Annotated in this window: 13 protein-coding genes; 6 read left to right on the top strand and 7 right to left on the bottom strand. The window is 46.2% G+C overall.

Features of this window, described 5'->3' with window-relative positions; genetic code table 11:
* Positions 1 to 2: 2 nt before the first annotated feature.
* Positions 3 to 1106: an efflux RND transporter periplasmic adaptor subunit gene (locus FSC11_RS00255; RefSeq protein ID WP_163164443.1), complete on the bottom strand. Its 1104-nt coding sequence runs from the start codon at positions 1104 to 1106 to the stop codon at positions 3 to 5.
* Between the two features lie 148 nt (positions 1107 to 1254).
* Between FSC11_RS00255 and FSC11_RS00250 the strand changes: the two genes are divergently transcribed.
* The 4 genes from FSC11_RS00250 (at position 1255) to FSC11_RS00235 (ending at position 7305) form a co-directional block, all read left to right on the top strand.
* Positions 1255 to 1875 carry a TetR/AcrR family transcriptional regulator gene (locus FSC11_RS00250; RefSeq protein ID WP_205681846.1) on the top strand — a complete coding sequence of 207 codons (621 nt, stop codon included), beginning with the start codon at positions 1255 to 1257 and terminating at the stop codon, positions 1873 to 1875.
* Positions 1876 to 2020: 145 nt separating this feature from the next.
* Positions 2021 to 4705 carry a phosphoenolpyruvate carboxylase gene (gene ppc, locus FSC11_RS00245; RefSeq protein WP_048882615.1) on the top strand — a complete coding sequence of 895 codons (2685 nt, stop codon included), beginning with the start codon at positions 2021 to 2023 and terminating at the stop codon, positions 4703 to 4705.
* A gap of 298 nt (positions 4706 to 5003) precedes the next feature.
* On the top strand, positions 5004 to 6299 hold the full coding sequence (locus FSC11_RS00240) for a solute carrier family 23 protein (RefSeq protein ID WP_005220425.1): 1296 nt from the start codon (positions 5004 to 5006) through the stop codon (positions 6297 to 6299).
* Between the two features lie 100 nt (positions 6300 to 6399).
* Positions 6400 to 7305, top strand: coding sequence for a LysR family transcriptional regulator (locus FSC11_RS00235; RefSeq protein ID WP_163164439.1), 906 nt, complete (start codon positions 6400 to 6402; stop codon positions 7303 to 7305).
* On the opposite strand, the gene FSC11_RS00230 is transcribed toward FSC11_RS00235, so the two are convergent.
* The 6 genes from FSC11_RS00230 to ilvD (FSC11_RS00205) all read right to left on the bottom strand — a co-directional run bounded on the left by FSC11_RS00230 (position 7302) and on the right by ilvD (FSC11_RS00205) (position 14352).
* A complete protein-coding gene (locus FSC11_RS00230) occupies positions 7302 to 8039 on the bottom strand; it encodes a sulfite exporter TauE/SafE family protein (protein WP_163164437.1) in 738 nt (245 codons plus the stop codon). The genes FSC11_RS00235 and FSC11_RS00230 overlap by 4 nt on opposite strands.
* Positions 8040 to 8196: 157 nt before the next feature.
* Positions 8197 to 8484, bottom strand: a complete 288-nt coding sequence (locus FSC11_RS00225) for a chorismate mutase (protein ID WP_004814081.1) — start codon at positions 8482 to 8484, stop codon at positions 8197 to 8199.
* Positions 8465 to 9787, bottom strand: a complete 1323-nt coding sequence (locus FSC11_RS00220; protein WP_163164435.1) for a hypothetical protein — start codon at positions 9785 to 9787, stop codon at positions 8465 to 8467. The genes FSC11_RS00225 and FSC11_RS00220 overlap by 20 nt, the downstream gene beginning before the upstream one ends.
* 155 nt (positions 9788 to 9942) lie before the next feature.
* The gene (gene ilvD, locus FSC11_RS00215; protein ID WP_163164433.1) at positions 9943 to 11628 is read right to left on the bottom strand and encodes a dihydroxy-acid dehydratase; all 1686 of its coding nucleotides are present in this window, start codon (positions 11626 to 11628) and stop codon (positions 9943 to 9945) included.
* 492 nt (positions 11629 to 12120) lie between these two features.
* Positions 12121 to 12324 (bottom strand): hypothetical protein, encoded by a 204-nt coding sequence (locus tag FSC11_RS00210; protein WP_004814075.1) that lies wholly within the window; start codon positions 12322 to 12324, stop codon positions 12121 to 12123.
* Between the two features lie 198 nt (positions 12325 to 12522).
* Entirely contained in the window at positions 12523 to 14352 is a 1830-nt protein-coding gene (gene ilvD / locus FSC11_RS00205) for a dihydroxy-acid dehydratase (RefSeq protein WP_008306966.1), read from the bottom strand.
* A 403-nt stretch (positions 14353 to 14755) separates the two neighbouring features.
* Here ilvD (FSC11_RS00205) and fmt point away from each other — a divergent pair, with 403 nt between their 5' ends.
* Positions 14756 to 15718, top strand: coding sequence for a methionyl-tRNA formyltransferase (fmt, locus tag FSC11_RS00200; protein WP_004814071.1), 963 nt, complete (start codon positions 14756 to 14758; stop codon positions 15716 to 15718).
* Entirely contained in the window at positions 15715 to 17019 is a 1305-nt protein-coding gene (rsmB, locus tag FSC11_RS00195) for a 16S rRNA (cytosine(967)-C(5))-methyltransferase RsmB (RefSeq protein ID WP_005220438.1), read from the top strand. Before fmt ends, rsmB begins: the two co-directional genes overlap by 4 nt.
* The last annotated feature ends 28 nt before the right edge of the window (positions 17020 to 17047 follow it).

Below are 17047 nucleotides of genomic sequence, written 5' to 3'. Positions count from 1 at the left end.
GTTTAACCTCCAGCCCGTATAGTTACACTACGGTTCTGACGGTCAATCGGACGGATTTTTTGCTGATCCCGGAGCAGGTGAATGCCTCCAATCACTACATAATCATCTGCTTTGAGGCCACTCAGCACAGGCACAGAATCACGGCCATAAGCACCAATCTGTACCGGGATCTTACGCACGGTAGAGTCCGGCTTAACGACCATCACATAGGCCTGACCATCCGTCGCAGAGACACTGGATAAGGGTACGCTCAGAGCATTGTCCTGAGTTTTGATAAAGAATACACGGGCACTTTGTCCGAGCTGAATTGACTTCTGGCCTTCACGTAATGCTACCCGAACCGTAAAAGTCCGGGACTGATCTGCAGCCGGAGAAATCTCACGCACATAAGCACTGAATTTTTCATCTTTTTGCGACCAGAGGGTAACCCAGGCGGGCTGACCCACTTTAATTTCGCTCACCGCCTGTTCTGGTACCCCAATCACCACTTCACGATCTCCGGAGAGCGCAATTTCAAAGGCTGCCTGCCCTGCTGCCACAACCTGACCGACTTCAATATGACGTGCAGTAATCACGCCATTTTTATTGGCAATTAAGCGGTTATACCCCGTCTGATTACGGCTGACATCATAATTGGACTGGGCCTGCTTCAGATTCGATATAGCTGCCTTATATTGATTCTCGACTGCATCATATTGCGAGCGGCTGACCGCATTGGCCGGTAGTAACTGTTTAAAACGGTTCAGTTCATCTTCCGCAATTTTGGCTGCAGACTGGGCACTTTCCAGTTGGGCACGTGCTGCGTTTAACTGCAGTTCCGCATCCTTGACATCTAAGCTTGCCAGTACTTGCCCTACCCGAACCTGATCCCCGACATCGACATAACGCTGGGTGATCTGACCAGCGACCCGAAACGCCAGTGGCGTTTGCTGACGTGCCTGTACATCCCCGGCATAGCTTTTCTGTTCTAAATAGGAGGTATTCGGCTGAGTCACCATGACAAAGGGAACTTCCTGTTCTGTTGCCGCATTGTTTTTGCTGCATCCCCCTAAGGTCACACTGCAAGCTATAATCATGCCGGTCAGGACGTACTGAATCGTGCTCATGTTGTCTGCTCTTATCAAATAATGATTTTTCTGGTCGATAGACTGCGCTATAGTGAACTGGTTATTTTTTAATTAATATACCATGCGGTACACTAATTAGAATTACCCCCATAAAACAATGACCATTTTTATTTTTTTGGAAAAAAATGTGCAAATTCCCGTAGGACGTCCTAAAGATCTCGAAAAGCGCCGGCGGATTCTGGATGCGGCCAAACACCTGTTTTTGCAGCATGGCTATCATGGTTCCAGCATGAACCAGATTGCGCAGGCTGCGGGCGTGACCAAGCTGACGGTATATAACCATTTTCAGGACAAAGCCACACTGTTTACCTGCGCGATTGAAGATACCTGTGAGCATCTGATTCCAGTCAGTCCAACGACACTGCTGCATGCCGAGAGCAATTTTCGTGATGCGTTGCATGAGGCCTGTATATTGTCGATGAATATGGTCAATCTGCCGGAAGCGATTAAACTGGATTTACTGCTGATGGAACTGGCTTCCGAGCAAAGCCCTTTAACCCAACAATTTTTTAATGCCTCACATCTGCGATTAAGCCAGCTCTGGCAAGAGTTCTTTCATCTGGCCCAGAGCTATCATTTTATTCAGCAAGATGATCCATTGCGTCAAACTGAACTGATACTCTCGCTGCTGTTTGGTAACCGACATCAGAAAGTTCTGCTGGGTGTGTTTCCCGTACCTGCCTTAGAACAACAGCAAATAATTATTCAAGACGCTATTCATATTTTCTTATTGCGCTATGCCGCCTAAACTGCCAATTTGTAATTAGATTCATACAAATTGGCATTTACCTTGCTATTTTATAGGCAGGTCGTGTCCGACTTTTGTCTGTAACGGGCTTGGAATGCTTTCCAAGCGCGGTATAGTCAGGAAATGCAACAGAGGGAATATAAAAATGGCTCAACAAATTGATGCACCACTACGCGAAGACGTACGTTTACTGGGCAATCTGCTCGGCGAAACCTTAAAGCTACATGCGGGGCAGGATTTGTTTAATCAGGTGGAACAGATTCGGGCGCTTTCCAAAGGTGCTCGCGACGGCCAGCTAGAAGCAGAAAAACAACTCGAACAGCTATTTCTCAGTCTGGAAGATGATGAAATCCTTCCGCTTACCCGTGCCTTTACCCACTTCCTGAACTTTGCCAATATTGCCGAGCAATATCACGTGGTCCGTCGTCGCCGTCAAAGCGAATTTGATGAAACTGCGGAATCGCCAAATCCCCTGGTTCCCCTATTTGAAAAATTTAAACAGCAAGAAATTTCCGCTGAAAGCCTATATCAGCAGATCTGTGAACTGAAAATTGAACTGGTACTGACTGCGCATCCGACTGAAGTCAGCCGCCGCACCCTGATTCAAAAATATGATGGTATCAATGACTGTCTGTCCAAATGCGACCAGCAGAAACTCACCCCGCGTGAACGCCAAGCTGTTTTGGCCGAACTGAAACAGCTGATCACGTCTGCCTGGCAGACTGATGAAATCCGTCAGCATCGTCCGACACCAGTCGATGAAGCCAAATGGGGCTTTACTACCATTGAACAGACCTTATGGAATGCAGTACCAAAATTCATCCGAGAACTGGATGGCATGGTACAGGAACAGTGCGGTCAGTCATTACCGCTCAGTGTTGCGCCAGTGCGTTTTGCTTCCTGGATGGGGGGTGACCGTGACGGTAATCCGAATGTGACCCATCACATCACTCAGGAAGTACTATGGCTGTCACGCTGGAAAGCTGCTGATCTGTATTTACGTGATATTGAAGATCTGCGCTGGGAACTGTCGATCCAGCAATGCAGTGAAGAACTGCAACAGGCGCTGGGCAGCTCACATCCGGAACCTTATCGTGAATATCTCCGTGACACCCGTGAACGCCTGAAAGCAACACGTCACTGGCTGGCAGAAAAACTGCATGGCAATGATGCCGATGACAGCCAGGTAATTAAAACCAAAGATGAGTTATTACAGCCTTTATTGCTGTGCTATCGCTCGCTGCTAGCGTGCAATCTGCCAGAAATTGCCAATGGCAAACTGCTGGACTTTATTTACCGTGTGAACAGTTTCGGTATTGAATTGCTGAAACTGGATATCCGTCAGGAATCTGGCCGTCACCGTCAGGCGATCTCTGCGATTACGGAGTATCTTGGCTTAGGTAATTTTGAAACCTGGACTGAACAGGCACGTCAAAATTTCTTATTACAGGAACTGCAAAGCAAGCGTCCGTTATTACCAAAATACCTCAATGAACCGGCAGGCAGCCTGATTGAGCATCCGGATGTGCAGGAAGTCTTCGCGACCATGCGTACGCTGGCAGAACAGCCAAGTGAATCACTCGGTGCCTATATCATTTCGATGGCGGAATATCCAAGTGATGTACTGGCGGTTTTATTGCTGCAAAAAGAAGCAGGTATCAAGCAGGCTTTACGTGTAGTGCCTCTCTTTGAAACTTTGAAAGATCTCGACGGCGCAGCCAGTACCATGTCGACCCTGTTCAATATGCACTGGTATAAACAGCATATTCAGGGCAAGCATGAAGTCATGATTGGCTATTCAGATTCAGCCAAGGATGCCGGTTTTATGTCTGCCAACTGGGCGCAATACCGTGCCCAAGAGGAACTGACGGCTGTTGCCAAACAGCATGGTATCCAGCTGACGCTGTTCCACGGCCGTGGTGGTTCGATCAGCCGAGGGGGAGCTCCAACGCAACAGGCCCTGTTCTCACAACCGCCCGGCTCGATCTCGGGTGCGATTCGTGTCACTGAACAGGGTGAGATGATCCGCTTCAAGTTCGGTCTGGAAGGCATCGCGCTACAAAACCTGGAGATCTATACCGCGGCAACACTGGAAGCAACGCTATTGCCGCCACCTGTGCCGAAAACAGAATGGCGTGACCTGATGCATCAGATGACCGATTTATCGGTACAGGTCTATCGCCAGACAGTCCGTGAAAATCCCCACTTTGTGAAATACCTGCGTACCGTTACTCCTGAGCTGGAACTGCAAATGCTGCCCTTAGGTTCACGTCCAGCGAAACGTAAAGTAAGTGGCGGGATTGAATCTTTACGTGCAATTCCATGGGTGTTTGCCTGGACCCAGATCCGTTTGATGCTACCTGCCTGGCTCGGTACGGGTGCTGCATTAAATGAGGTACTGGATCAGGGTCAACGTGCCACACTCGATGAAATGCTAGCGCAGTGGCCATATTTCCAGACCCTGATTGATATGCTGGAAATGGTCCTGTCCAAAGCAGATGGTGATGTGGCATTGTATTATGAGTCACACTTGACTCATGATCCCGACCTGAAAGTATTGGGTGAGGAACTGCGTCAACGTCTGAAAGATGCAGTACAAACGCTACTGACTTTAAAAGGTGAATCAAAACTGCTGACCAGTAACGATGTGCTGGATCAATCAATGCGTGTGCGTAAGCCCTATTTACTACCGCTGCACTTGTTACAGGCCGAACTGATGAAACGCCGTCGTCTGTATCTGGCAGAGCAAAATGCTGAACACACCCCGGTAGATCATGCCTTAATGGTAAGTATTGCCGGAATTGCCGCTGGTTTACGTAATACGGGCTAAGTAATTTTTAATCATGAAGAAGCACATCTCCATGATGTGCTTTTTTATTGATCAGTCAATAGCCAAAAAAGCTTTCTTTTATATATCACATTAGATTTATTTATAGATCATCCCAAGAAGTAGCTGATGAATTAATCTACTGATTTCACTTTATTTTTAAACCACTTTACTTTTACCACACGGTAAAATCTCAAATAAAGTCATAGAATTAATTTGAACAAAAATTTTGTTTTGGTAATTAAATCTTCGAAAGAACAAGAGTATGATGTGCTCAATTTATCTTTTGAGTGCTCATTTTATGTCCAGTTGGTTTCCCAAATGGCGCCCTTATGAGGGCAGTATCGATGCACGACCAGTAGGTACCGCAGAGTATTTACCACCCGCACAAACTGTAATTCTGGGTGTACAACACGCTTTTGCAATGTTTGGTGCCACTGTACTGGCACCGTTTTTAATGGGCTTTGATCCAAACCTGGCAATCTTAATGTCAGGGATCTGTACCATTCTGTTCTTTATAATGACAGGTGGCCGAGTTCCAAGTTATTTAGGTTCAAGCTTTGCCTTCATTGGTGTGGTGATTGCGGCAACCGGTTATGCCGGTGGTGGTGGCCTCAATCCGAATATTGGCGTTGCAGCAGGCGGGATTATTGCCTGTGGTATCTTCTATGCCTTGATGGGTTTTCTGGTCATGGCGACAGGGACCCGCTGGATTGAGAAACTGATGCCACCAGTCGTCACTGGTGCGGTGGTCATGATCATTGGCTTGAACCTGGCTCCTGTGACTGTAAAAAGCGTGATGGGCAATACCTTTAATATGTGGATGTCTTTGGTCACAGTATTGTGTATGGGTTCAATTGCCGTATTCACTCGTGGCTTACTGCAACGTCTATTATTATTAGTCGGTCTATTGTTAGCGTATCTGATCTATTTCGTGCTCAGCAATGTCATGGGTTATGGCACTGCGATTAATTTCCTGCCAATTCAGCAAGCTGCCTGGTTTGGTTTACCGACCTTCCATGCGCCGACTTTTGAATTGAATGCCATGCTGATTATTGCACCGATTGCCTTGATTCTGGTCGCTGAAAACCTTGGGCATATTAAAGCAGTGGGCGCAATGACTGGAGAAAACCTGGATCCGCATATCGGTAAAGCCTTTGTTGCGGATGGTGTTGCGACTACGTTAGCAGGTGGTGTTGGTGCTCCGGGGATGACCACGTATGGTGAAAACATCGGTGTTATGGCTGTGACCCGTGTCTACTCCACCATTATCTTTGCCGTAGCCGGTGTGTTTGCAGTCTTCCTTGGCCTATCACCGAAGTTTGGTGCAATTATTCATACCATTCCAACTGCGATTCTAACTGGTGCTTCGATTGTAGTCTTTGGTTTGATCACCATTGCCGGTGCAAAAATCTGGATTGAAAATAAAGTCGACTTCTCACAAAACAAAAATCTGATGGTTGCGGCTGTGACCATTATTTTAGGTACGGGTGACTTTGCCCTGACCTTTGGTGATTTCAACTTGGGCGGAATTGGTACTGCAACATTCGCAGCCTTATTCCTGAACTGGTTCTTCAGCCTGGTCGATAAAAAATAGATTCCAAATAATTAATTTAATAGCAGCCGCTAAGGCTGCTTTTTTTATGTCAGAAGAATTGTTTAAGATAGGTGGATTCTTTGCAATGAGCATCCTGTAGATGCGTCTGGATTTATTTGATTTACAGCTGTTTTTAAATATTGTTGAAACTGGCAGCCTGACCAGGGGTGCCGAATACTCGTCAATTTCCTTGCAAGCTGCCAGTGAAAGGATTAAAAAACTGGAACAGCACTATCAGGTCAACCTGTTCATCCGTCATTCTGGCGGAGTAAAACTCACTTTTGCCGGACAGGTCTTCGCTGAACATGCTCAAGCCATCCTGCAACAGGGACAACAGCTGTCACGAGCTATGGCAGTTTTTAGTGAAGGACAGCATTCTAATATTAGCTTGTGGTGTAACTCATCGGCACAAAGTGAATATCTTCCCCTGTTGCTACCCAAGTATCTGGTCAATAACCCCAATATCCAGATTGATCTAAAAGAAGCAGAGAGCAATGACATCATTGCAGCATTGACCAATGGCACTGCCAAACTCGGTTTAATTTCCAGCTTCTTTGCTGCTCCACAGTTGCAAACCCTGGAATTTTCAGATGATCCTTTGGTGCTAATCTGTCCGGAACAGCATGATCTAAGTACCGGCAAGGCATTGAAATTAGGGGACTGTCTGAATTATCCCTTTGTGGGTTTAATGCAATATCACTCCTTACAACAGTCCATTGAAACCCAGGCCAGATTACTCCACTGCGAAATCCAATACCGCTTACGCTTACCGAATTTTGCCGCCATTGCTCAGGTGGTTGCGAATGGTGTTGGCATTGCCATCATGCCGCAACGTGCTGCGCAACGTTTGGCCAAGCTCTATGCATTTAAGCAAATCCAGTTGACTGGAGATTGGGCTAACCGCAAGTTACTGTTAGCTGCGAAAAATTTTGATGAACTAAGTATTGCCTATCAACATTTTAGCCAGTTTTTACTTTCTGCCGAGATTCAGAAAGTCTTGGATTAAATCCAGCCGAACTGGTGCAGTATCATATAACTGCCCAAAGCAATCAGACCGATAAAAAATACAGTACGAAATTTCTGCTCAGGAATGCGATAGCGAATTTTCTTACCCAACCACATGCCGATGAGCGCAGGAACTAAAGCAATTACCGACATGACATAATCGATCGGAATGTCTTCCACAGGATTTTGATGCAGGAAGATCGCCAGACACAAAGTCGAGGTGGTAAAGGCTAAGCCTAAAGCCTGTACCAGATCATCACGTTTTAAATGTAAAGTCTGTAGATAAGGGACAACCGGAATCACCACGACCCCTGTGGCAACGGTTAAAGCACCACCGAGATAACCCATGAGTGGAGACAGCCAGCTCTCATGCCGGCTTAAATCCGGCATCTTTTTCGCAAATAAGCCATACAGCCCGTATAAAGCCAACATCCCGCCCAACAGAGCTTCGCTGTGAAATTCAGAATGTCCCAGGGTCGGGAAAACACTCCACACTGAACCGACGATGATGCCTAGCAACAGCAGCCAAAAACGGCGTATCAGCTGTAACACATGACCTTCAGCAAAGAGTTGCCAGAAATTGGTCAGCATGGAGGGAATGATCAGTAAAGTTGCCGCTTGAAAGGGACTCATAAAAATAGTCAGTAAACCCATAGAAACCGCGGGTAAACCTAAACCAATCGTACCTTTAATCAGACCTGCCAAGGTAAAAATGGCAATAACGAAAGCAATCATCTGATGATCCCAAATTTATTTAGGACCATGCTATAAAAATTACTACCAAAGAAAAATCAGGTTTTTAAGGATACAGCCTCAAGCAAACCTTGAGGCTCAAGATGTACTTTGCTGGAAAGCATCAGATTGACCAGCACAGATTTTAAATAAAGGGCGCTTAAGGACGAAATTCTTTCAGTTCGCGCTGAATAAAATGCTGAAACATTTCCCGATACAGGTGCTCGATAAACACTGGATCAATGCCCTGTTTTTGAGCTTGGGCTTTGACATTTTCGACAACTTGCTCCATCCGTTCCGGAGATTGCAGGTCAGTTTCAGTTTTTTTGAAACGGGTGGTTTGGTCTACATAAAACTGGCGCGCAGCAATCAGCTCAACCAAAGCTGTATCAATCGCGTCAATCTGCTCACGTGCATGTTGTAATGATTCAGCTTTTACTTTGTTCATGTTTATTCAGTTCACTTTCAGTTTGATTATCACTCTTATACTTTTCTTCTAACACATTACTGAAAATACTTTCAATCATCCAGACACGATATAAACTATTAAATACAAAACTTTGATTATCAATCCGAAGTTCCAGCACCGGCAAGTTGGGCTGAGACTTCATTTCACAGAGCATATCATTGTCTTTAAGCTTGGCCTGAATATCTTCTTCGGTCAGCTGCCCAATTCCCAGTTCCTGCTGTAAGATATTGAAATGTGAGGTATAACTCAAGTCACGTCCACGCGTCCAAACCGCCTGCAAAATCCGGTACATCGCATCCACCCGCCCTTCTTCCGGGCAGCTGTAATACAGCTGTGCCATCGGCAAAATGCTTTGTACCGTCGGTCGGCAAAATGGGGTAAATTCGACTTCAGTCCTTTTTGACAGGCGCGTTGCCAGTCCCCAGTCAAAGCCATCACGGCCACGATAAGACAGCGGATAGACATTCAGATGGATATTATAAAAATCAGCCAGTTCTTCCTTAATATAGGCCAGCAACAGCCAGGAAATTGGATCTTCCAGGGCAATATACAGATCCAGTTCCGGATCTAAGCCCTGAATTTCATTCAGTTCTTCAGCATCACTGATCAGGTGCTCACGCCATTCAATATGATTGATCAGGAAGATTGGATTACCCGTCAGTAATTTTTGCTGTTTCAGACGGCGGGTTAAACGCAGCAGATCATCTACCGCATGATACTGACGGCCACCGAAATCAAAATAGCTGGCCAAAACCGGGGTTGTGTCAAAGACCCGTTCAGAAAAATCCTGTGGCTGATGATGGCGACTGGCCATGGTATGCAAGGTACGCAGTTTGCCATACTGCTTTTGCCACAGCATATGAAAGATATCTTCCAGCAGATAAAGAAAATCCTGGCCACGCAATGGTGTTCGGCGCAGAATGGTTTCGGCCTGTTTTAAGGCTTCTGCAGTGGGTAATTCTGGTGTTTCATGAAAGCTGAAACGATGCTGTCTGGAGAGGATTTTGGCATCATTAATACAGTAATTTTGCCATTCTTCAAAAGACATCTGATTCGGTATTTCACCACGTTGACTCGAAATTACCACCTTCAACGGTTTTAATTCCGGACTCAGGATCTCTTCCAGTTGTGGTAACAGCTGCACTGCCAGATAGCTATACACATCATCCAGACGCAGATAAATCGTTAAGCCATCTTCAGCAGATAGCACCGCCTGGCGGGTTGGCTTTTGATAAAACCAACTCGATCGGATTGGATCGAACCAACGGCGTAACAGGGACATGAGATCAGCCTCAGTAGAGAACAACGCAGCAGATGACAGCGTCTAACTGCTACAGGATACTATCTTTTTCACCAGAATAGCAGATCACCTGGATCTGCTGTATGTGAAAAAACTTATATCAATTCAAGACAAAATGATCAATGTTTACAGAGCGTTTAGATCTCGAGATTTAGGTCAGTCACTGCCCCGGTTTCTGCACCAGAGGTCAGTTTGGCAAACTTGGCTAATGCTCCATGCGTGTAATTCGGTTTTGGTTTAATCCAGGCGGCCTGACGTGCAGCGATTTCCTCATCCGAGACATGCCAGGTCATTTCACGGGTTTCGGCATTGATCGAAATCTCATCACCATTTTGTACCAGACCGATCGGTCCACCTTCATAGGCTTCAGGGGTGACATGACCAATCACAAACCCATGACTACCACCGGAGAATCGACCATCGGTAATCAGTGCTACGGAATCCCCTAAGCCTTTACCGATAATCGCTGAGGTCGGTTTCAGCATTTCTGGCATGCCTGGTCCACCTTTAGGACCAACACCGCGAATCACCACCACTTCACCCGGCTGAACTTCACCATCCAGAATCCCGCGCATGGCACCCTGCTCACCCTCAAAGACCCGTGCTGGTCCTTTGAAGTAAAGACCTTCCTTACCGGTAATTTTCGCCACGGCGCCTTTTGGTGACAGGTTACCTTTCATAATGATCAGATGTGAATCTTTTTTCACCGGCTTGTCAAAAGATAAAATGATCTGCTGACCTTCCGGATAATCTTTTACATCGGCCAGGTTTTCTGCCAGCGTCTTACCTGTGACCGTTAAACAGGACCCATCCAGCATGCCGGCATCCAGCATGCGCTTCATCAGTGGCTGGATTCCACCTATAGCAATCAGCTCCGACATCAGATATTTACCCGATGGACGTACATCAGCGACTACAGGAATGTCTTTACCAATCCGAACAAAGTCATCCAGACTGAGATCTACACCTGCGGTATGCGCCATAGCCAGCAGATGGAGTACACCATTGGTCGAACCACCCAAAGCAATCAGCACTTTAATTGAATTTTCGAATGCCGCCTTGGTCATGATGTCACGTGGCTTAATATCCAAACGTAACAGATTCATCACGGCTTCACCGGCACGGGCACAGTCGATCTGCTTGTCTTCAGACACAGCTTCCTGTGCAGAAGAACCCGGCAGGCTCATACCGAGTGCTTCAATCGCAGAAGCCATAGAATTCGCGGTATACATTCCGCCACAAGAACCCGGACCCGGCAAAGCCACTTCTTCAATATGCTTGACCTGAATCGCATTGATTTCACCTTTGGCATGCTGTCCGACTGCTTCAAATACGGAAATCATGTCGGTATGACCTTCGCCCGGTTTGATGGTACCGCCATAAATAAACAGACCTGGACGGTTTAGACGTGCCAATCCCATGATGCAGCCCGGCATATTTTTATCACAGCCACCAATGGCAATTACGCCATCATAGGCCTGACAGCCGACCACTGCTTCAATCGAATCCGCAATGATTTCACGGGACAGCAAGGAATATTTCATACCTTCGGTACCATTAGAAATCCCGTCGGAAATGGTAATGGTATTGAAGATAATGCCCTTACCTCCCGCAGCACTCACACCCTGCTCGACTGTACGTGCCAAGCCATCAATATGCATATTGCAAGGCGTGACATTGGCCCAGGTCGAAGCAATGCCAATAAAAGGACGAGTAAAGTCTTCATCCTGAAAACCCGTGGCACGCATCATGGAACGGGCGGGTGCATTTTCAATCCCTTCATAAACGGGCGCGGAATGTTCTCGGATATTGTCTTTACTCATCTTGTTTTGTCCTGGATGTAATTCTTGTGAAGCCTGAAAGCTGTCTAGGTTTTATCCGATTGTATAGAAAGCCGTGTCGACATAAAAGTAAGACTCTGTGTATCACCTAAGTCTGTTTTTTTCGTACTCTAGACGCATGAGTAAGAGCGATATCAATATCGCTGCTTTGCACTCATCTTAAAGCAATGCTTTAAACTTGTTCAGGAAATAGAGTCAGCGCGACAAAAGCATTTTTTTACTTTTGCGCTATCAAAAGTAAAAGTCTGCCTATGCAAAAATTATTAAAAACCCTAAAAGTGATTTGAGGCAGAGAATTATCAAACAATCAGACTAGCATTTGCAGTGCAATATCAGGGGGTTGCCATACGACCCGACTCGGACTTTTAAAGCCGAGTCTTTTTCTTGGACGATGGTTCAAATGTTAGAGAACTGAGATAGATTCATTCACATAGTCATTCAAATCACTGCCTGGCGCATTTTTAATATATGTGCTTAATTCAACTGATGAAGATCAAGTTCTTCATTGGATGCCAAGATCACAGATCCAAGAATCGGAGCTCCCAAAATTACAGGAACAGCTAAAATCCAGAATACGACGGTGTAATGTGGATCAAAGAAAAATTGAATACTAAGTGCGGCTAAAATCATAATGAGCACTAAAATTACGACAAAGCGGCTAATAAATTTCATTGACATGCGTGTAATCACTTTTGCATTGATACTGTATTTTTACTATACACCTACTTTTATTAAGCCTTTATTGGTTTTAAATATCTAAAGTACTGCCATGATTGCTTTTATGAAAGTTCACGTGATTTACCCAACCTTAAATATCTAAGAAATAAAAAAAGCACCCCATCTGGAGTGCTTTTTTGTGCTATAAAAATTTACAGCTTAGATATCACGTACTGCACCTTTCGCAGCACTCGTGGTGTGCATTGCATAGGCTTTCAAGGCTTTAGAAATCTTGCGTGGACGCTCTTCCGCAGGCTTCCAACCTTTGGCTTCTTGCGCTGCACGACGTTCTGCCATTACAGCGTCCTCAACAGCCAGGTGAATCGTACGATTCGGAATATCGATTTCGATACGGTCGCCATCTTCAACCAGACCAATCGCACCACCTTCCGCAGCTTCTGGTGACACGTGACCAATTGAAAGACCTGATGAACCACCCGAGAAACGACCATCTGTTACAAGTGCACAGTCTTTCCCTAAACCTTTTGATTTCAGGTAGCTGGTTGGATACAACATTTCTTGCATACCTGGGCCACCACGTGGGCCTTCGTAACGAATTACAACCACATCGCCGGCCGTGATTTTACCGCCCAAGATCGCTTCAACTGCTGAATCCTGGCTTTCAAATACACGTGCTGTACCGTTGAACTTCAAGATCGACTCATCTACACCAGCCGTTTTTACAATACAGCCATCTAGTGCGATGTTGCCATAAAGTACTGCCAGACCGCCGTCTTTAGAGAAGGCATGTTCGGCATTGCGGATCACACCATTTTCACGGTCACCATCTAAACGTGAGTAGTAGCGGTCTTGTGAGAATGCGGTTTGTGTTGGTACACCGCCCGGTGCTGATTTAAAGAAGGTATACACTTCTTCATCTTCAGTACGGATAATGTCCCATTTATCCAAGGCATCTTTTAAAGTTGCTTCATGGACGGTGGGTACAGAGGTATCCAACAAGCCTGCGCGATCCAGTTCACCCAAGATCGACATGATGCCACCAGCGCGGTGTACATCTTCCATATGTACGTCCTGCTTTGCAGGTGCAACTTTACACAGGACTGGCACTTTACGAGACAGACGGTCAATGTCATTCATGGTGAAATCAACACCAGCTTCATGAGCAGCTGCCAATAAGTGAAGTACCGTATTGGTTGAACCGCCCATCGCGATATCTAAAGTCATAGCATTTTCATACGATGCTTTGGTTGCGATATTGCGTGGCAGCAAGCTGTAATCATTTTGCTCGTAGTGACGTTTGGTGATCTCTACGATGAGTTGACCTGCTTTTTCGAATAACTTTTTACGGTTTGCATGTGTAGCAAGTGTTGAACCATTACCTGGTAAAGACAGACCCAATGCTTCAGTTAAGCAGTTCATTGAGTTCGCTGTGAACATACCAGAACATGAACCACAAGTTGGACATGCAGAACGTTCATATGCTGCAACTTCTTCATCAGTGAAGCTATCATCTGCTGCAACCACCATGGCATCAACAAGGTCAATCGCGTGTTCATTACCACGGATTTTCACTTTACCGGCTTCCATTGGGCCGCCTGACACGAATACGACTGGAATGTTCAGGCGCATTGCCGCCATCAGCATCCCCGGTGTGATTTTGTCACAGTTCGAGATACAGACCATCGCGTCAGCACAGTGTGCATTCACCATGTACTCAACCGAGTCCGCGATCAGGTCACGTGAAGGCAGTGAATACAACATGCCATCATGACCCATCGCGATACCATCATCCACAGCAATGGTATTAAATTCTTTTGCTACGCCGCCTGCTTGTTCAATCTGACGCGCCACCAATTGACCGAGGTCTTTAAGATGTACGTGGCCCGGAACGAACTGGGTAAATGAGTTGACCACTGCAATAATTGGCTTGCCGAAGTCTTCATCCTTCATACCAGTGGCGCGCCATAAGCCACGCGCACCCGCCATGTTTCTTCCGTGTGTCGATGTTTTTGAACGATAGTCAGGCATTGTGTTATTCCAACAAAGGTTGTGCTTGAGATGAATGAGTTCATTCACTCTGGCGAAATCTGTCTGATCGAGAGCATGAAATCAGTCGAAAATTGAACATATCATACACCAAGTTACACGGCGGATCAGGCGCTTATCGATGTGACAGGATGGGATATGCTCAGAGCAGTTTCAGTACGTACACGATTAAAATCTTTTATTAAAAACTACTATACCGCTATCGTTCCAGTTTAAATACAAAACTTTCATGAATATTTTTTACAATTTGCATGAGTTTTTTTTATATGAAATTTGAGTGATTTATCACGGTAATGGGCAGTGCTGAGCTTTAAGCTTTTACTGAATTAGGCTGCGAATTGCCTTATGCCTTATAATGCCTTTAAGTTTATTTGGAATTTCATCCGTGAAAATCATTTTTGCAGGCACACCAGAATTTGCAGCCACTGCATTGGCTGCGCTGCTAAAAACCGACCATGAGATTGTGGCGGTGTATACCCAGCCGGACCGTAAAGCGGGTCGTGGCCAAAAACTCACTGCATCTGCGGTTAAACAGCTGGCACTGGAACACAATATTCCGGTCTATCAACCGCTACACTTTAAATCTTCAACAGATGAAGGTCTGGCAGCTCAAGCTGAGTTAAAAGCCTTAAATGCGGATGTCATGGTAGTGGCAGCTTATGGTCTGATCCTGCCGCAAGTGGTATTAGATACACCGAAATATGGCTGTCTGAATATTCACGGTTCATTACTGCCGCGATGGCGTGGTGCCGCACCGATCCAGCGTGCCATCGCTACGGGTGATGCCGAGACTGGTGTGACCATTATGAAAATGGCGGCTGGTCTGGATACTGGCGACATGATGTATAAAACCATCTGCCCGATTGAGCCACAAGACACCTCTGCTTCTTTGCATGACAAGCTGGCTCAGCAAGGTGCTGAAGCAACAGTCAAAGTGCTGGAATCAGAAGAATCTCTACAGCACTATCTTGATCACCGCGAAGTGCAGGATGAAGCGCTTACGGTTTATGCACATAAATTGTCCAAGGCAGAAGCTAAAATTGATTGGACTCAGGATGCGGTCACGATTGACCGCAATATCCGTGCATTTAATCCATGGCCTGTGGCATTTACGCCTATTGATGAAACAAATAACCTGCGCGTTTGGGGTTCTTTGTTATCTCATGAAAATGCGGAAGGCAAGGCACCTGGAACTATCCTCGCGCTAGATAAAAATGGCGTACATGTGGCTTGTGGTGATCAAAAAGCTATTTGCCTGACCTCACTGCAGTGGCCGGGCGGTAAAGCGCTGAATCCGGTTCAAATTAATCAAACCCAAAAATTACATGTAGGACAAATACTGGCATGAGTCATTACGAAGCTGGCACATCGCACCTGAACTTACGTGCCCAGGTGATTCGCACCCTGCTCGCGGTACAGCAAGGGCAATCGCTTGCCAGTGTTTTGCCACAACATCTTGGCAAAGTGGCAGAGCGTGACCGTGCTCTATTCCATGAACTGGTTCTTGGGACACTGCGTCAGTGGTATGCGCTGAAAAGCGTGACCCTACCATTACTGGTGAAACCGATTAACAATAATACGGTCGAAACCTGTCTCTATGTTGGTCTGTACCAGCTACTGGAAACCCGGATTGCGCCGCATGCCGCAATTTCTGAGACCGTAACGGCGGTTAAACAGCTCGGTTATCAGGCTTTAAGTGGTGTAGTGAATGCCATCTTGCGTCGTGTTTCACGTGAAACACCTGAATTCCAGGCAGTATTAAAACAGGCGCATGGTTCGCCAAGCTGGTTATATAAACGCTTAAAGAAAGACTGGCCTGAACAGCTACTGGAACTTAGCACTGAACTGAAGCAGGTGGCCCCACTGACCTTACGCGTCAATGAACGTCAGGTAAGCCGTGATGAGTACTTAGAAATTCTGGAAGAGCATGATATTACTGCGCATGCCTGCAGTATTTCTGAAGTGGGTATCGTGCTGGATGAGAGTGTCCATATACCGCACCTGCCCGGCTTCGATGTCGGTGGTTTCTCGGTACAGGATGAGCATGCCCAACTCTGTGCCACTTTACTGCCCAACCTGAATAATAAATATGTCGTCGATGCCTGCGCAGCACCGGGCGGCAAGACTGCACATATACTAGAAAAATACAGTCCTAAAAAGCTGATTGCACTGGATCAGGATGCCAAACGTCTATTGCGCGTCCAGGAAAACCTGGAACGTCTGCTACTTGAAGGTGAGCATGTAGAAATCGTTACTGCTGATGCGATCAGCTGGCAGGCAGCTGAGCAGCCGGACTGTATCGTACTGGATGCACCCTGCTCAGCGATTGGTGTGATGCGTCGTCATCCAGATATTCGCCTGCTGCGTCAATCCACTGATATTGCCCAGACGGTGGAACTGCAAAAACTGATTCTGGAAAATATGTGGCAGCAGCTGAAAGTTGGCGGTACTTTGCTTTATATCACCTGTTCGATTCTAAAAGCAGAAAATGAACAGCAGATGGTCGAGTTCTTTACTACCCATGCGGATGCCAAAGAAATCAAGATCGAAGCGAATTGGGGTATTGAGCAGATTCATGGTCGTCAGCTGTTACCGAAAGCGGGTCAAGGCGATGGTTTCTTCTATTGCCGAATCGAAAAAACAACTTAAATAGTTGTTTGAAGAAAAAGGTAGCTTC

It is taken from the genome of Acinetobacter schindleri, from assembly GCF_010918895.1.
GTDB lineage: Bacteria > Pseudomonadota > Gammaproteobacteria > Pseudomonadales > Moraxellaceae > Acinetobacter > Acinetobacter schindleri.
The sequence above is the reverse complement of the archived record's forward strand: the minus strand, read 5'-3'. Positions and strand labels throughout refer to the sequence as shown.

Excerpts from the sequence above, each read along its gene's own strand:
- FSC11_RS00255 (WP_163164443.1), bottom strand. The coding sequence starts at position 1,106 with ATGAGCACGATTCAGTACGTCCTGACCGGCATGATTATAGCTTGCAGT.
- ppc (WP_048882615.1), top strand. The coding sequence starts at position 2,021 with ATGGCTCAACAAATTGATGCACCACTACGCGAAGACGTACGTTTACTG.
- FSC11_RS00240 (WP_005220425.1), top strand. The coding sequence starts at position 5,004 with ATGTCCAGTTGGTTTCCCAAATGGCGCCCTTATGAGGGCAGTATCGAT.
- FSC11_RS00235 (WP_163164439.1), top strand. The coding sequence starts at position 6,400 with ATGCGTCTGGATTTATTTGATTTACAGCTGTTTTTAAATATTGTTGAA.
- FSC11_RS00230 (WP_163164437.1), bottom strand. The coding sequence starts at position 8,039 with ATGATTGCTTTCGTTATTGCCATTTTTACCTTGGCAGGTCTGATTAAA.
- FSC11_RS00225 (WP_004814081.1), bottom strand. The coding sequence starts at position 8,484 with ATGAACAAAGTAAAAGCTGAATCATTACAACATGCACGTGAGCAGATT.
- FSC11_RS00220 (WP_163164435.1), bottom strand. The coding sequence starts at position 9,787 with ATGTCCCTGTTACGCCGTTGGTTCGATCCAATCCGATCGAGTTGGTTT.
- ilvD (WP_163164433.1), bottom strand. The coding sequence starts at position 11,628 with ATGAGTAAAGACAATATCCGAGAACATTCCGCGCCCGTTTATGAAGGG.
- FSC11_RS00210 (WP_004814075.1), bottom strand. The coding sequence starts at position 12,324 with ATGTCAATGAAATTTATTAGCCGCTTTGTCGTAATTTTAGTGCTCATT.
- ilvD (WP_008306966.1), bottom strand. The coding sequence starts at position 14,352 with ATGCCTGACTATCGTTCAAAAACATCGACACACGGAAGAAACATGGCG.
- rsmB (WP_005220438.1), top strand. The coding sequence starts at position 15,715 with ATGAGTCATTACGAAGCTGGCACATCGCACCTGAACTTACGTGCCCAG.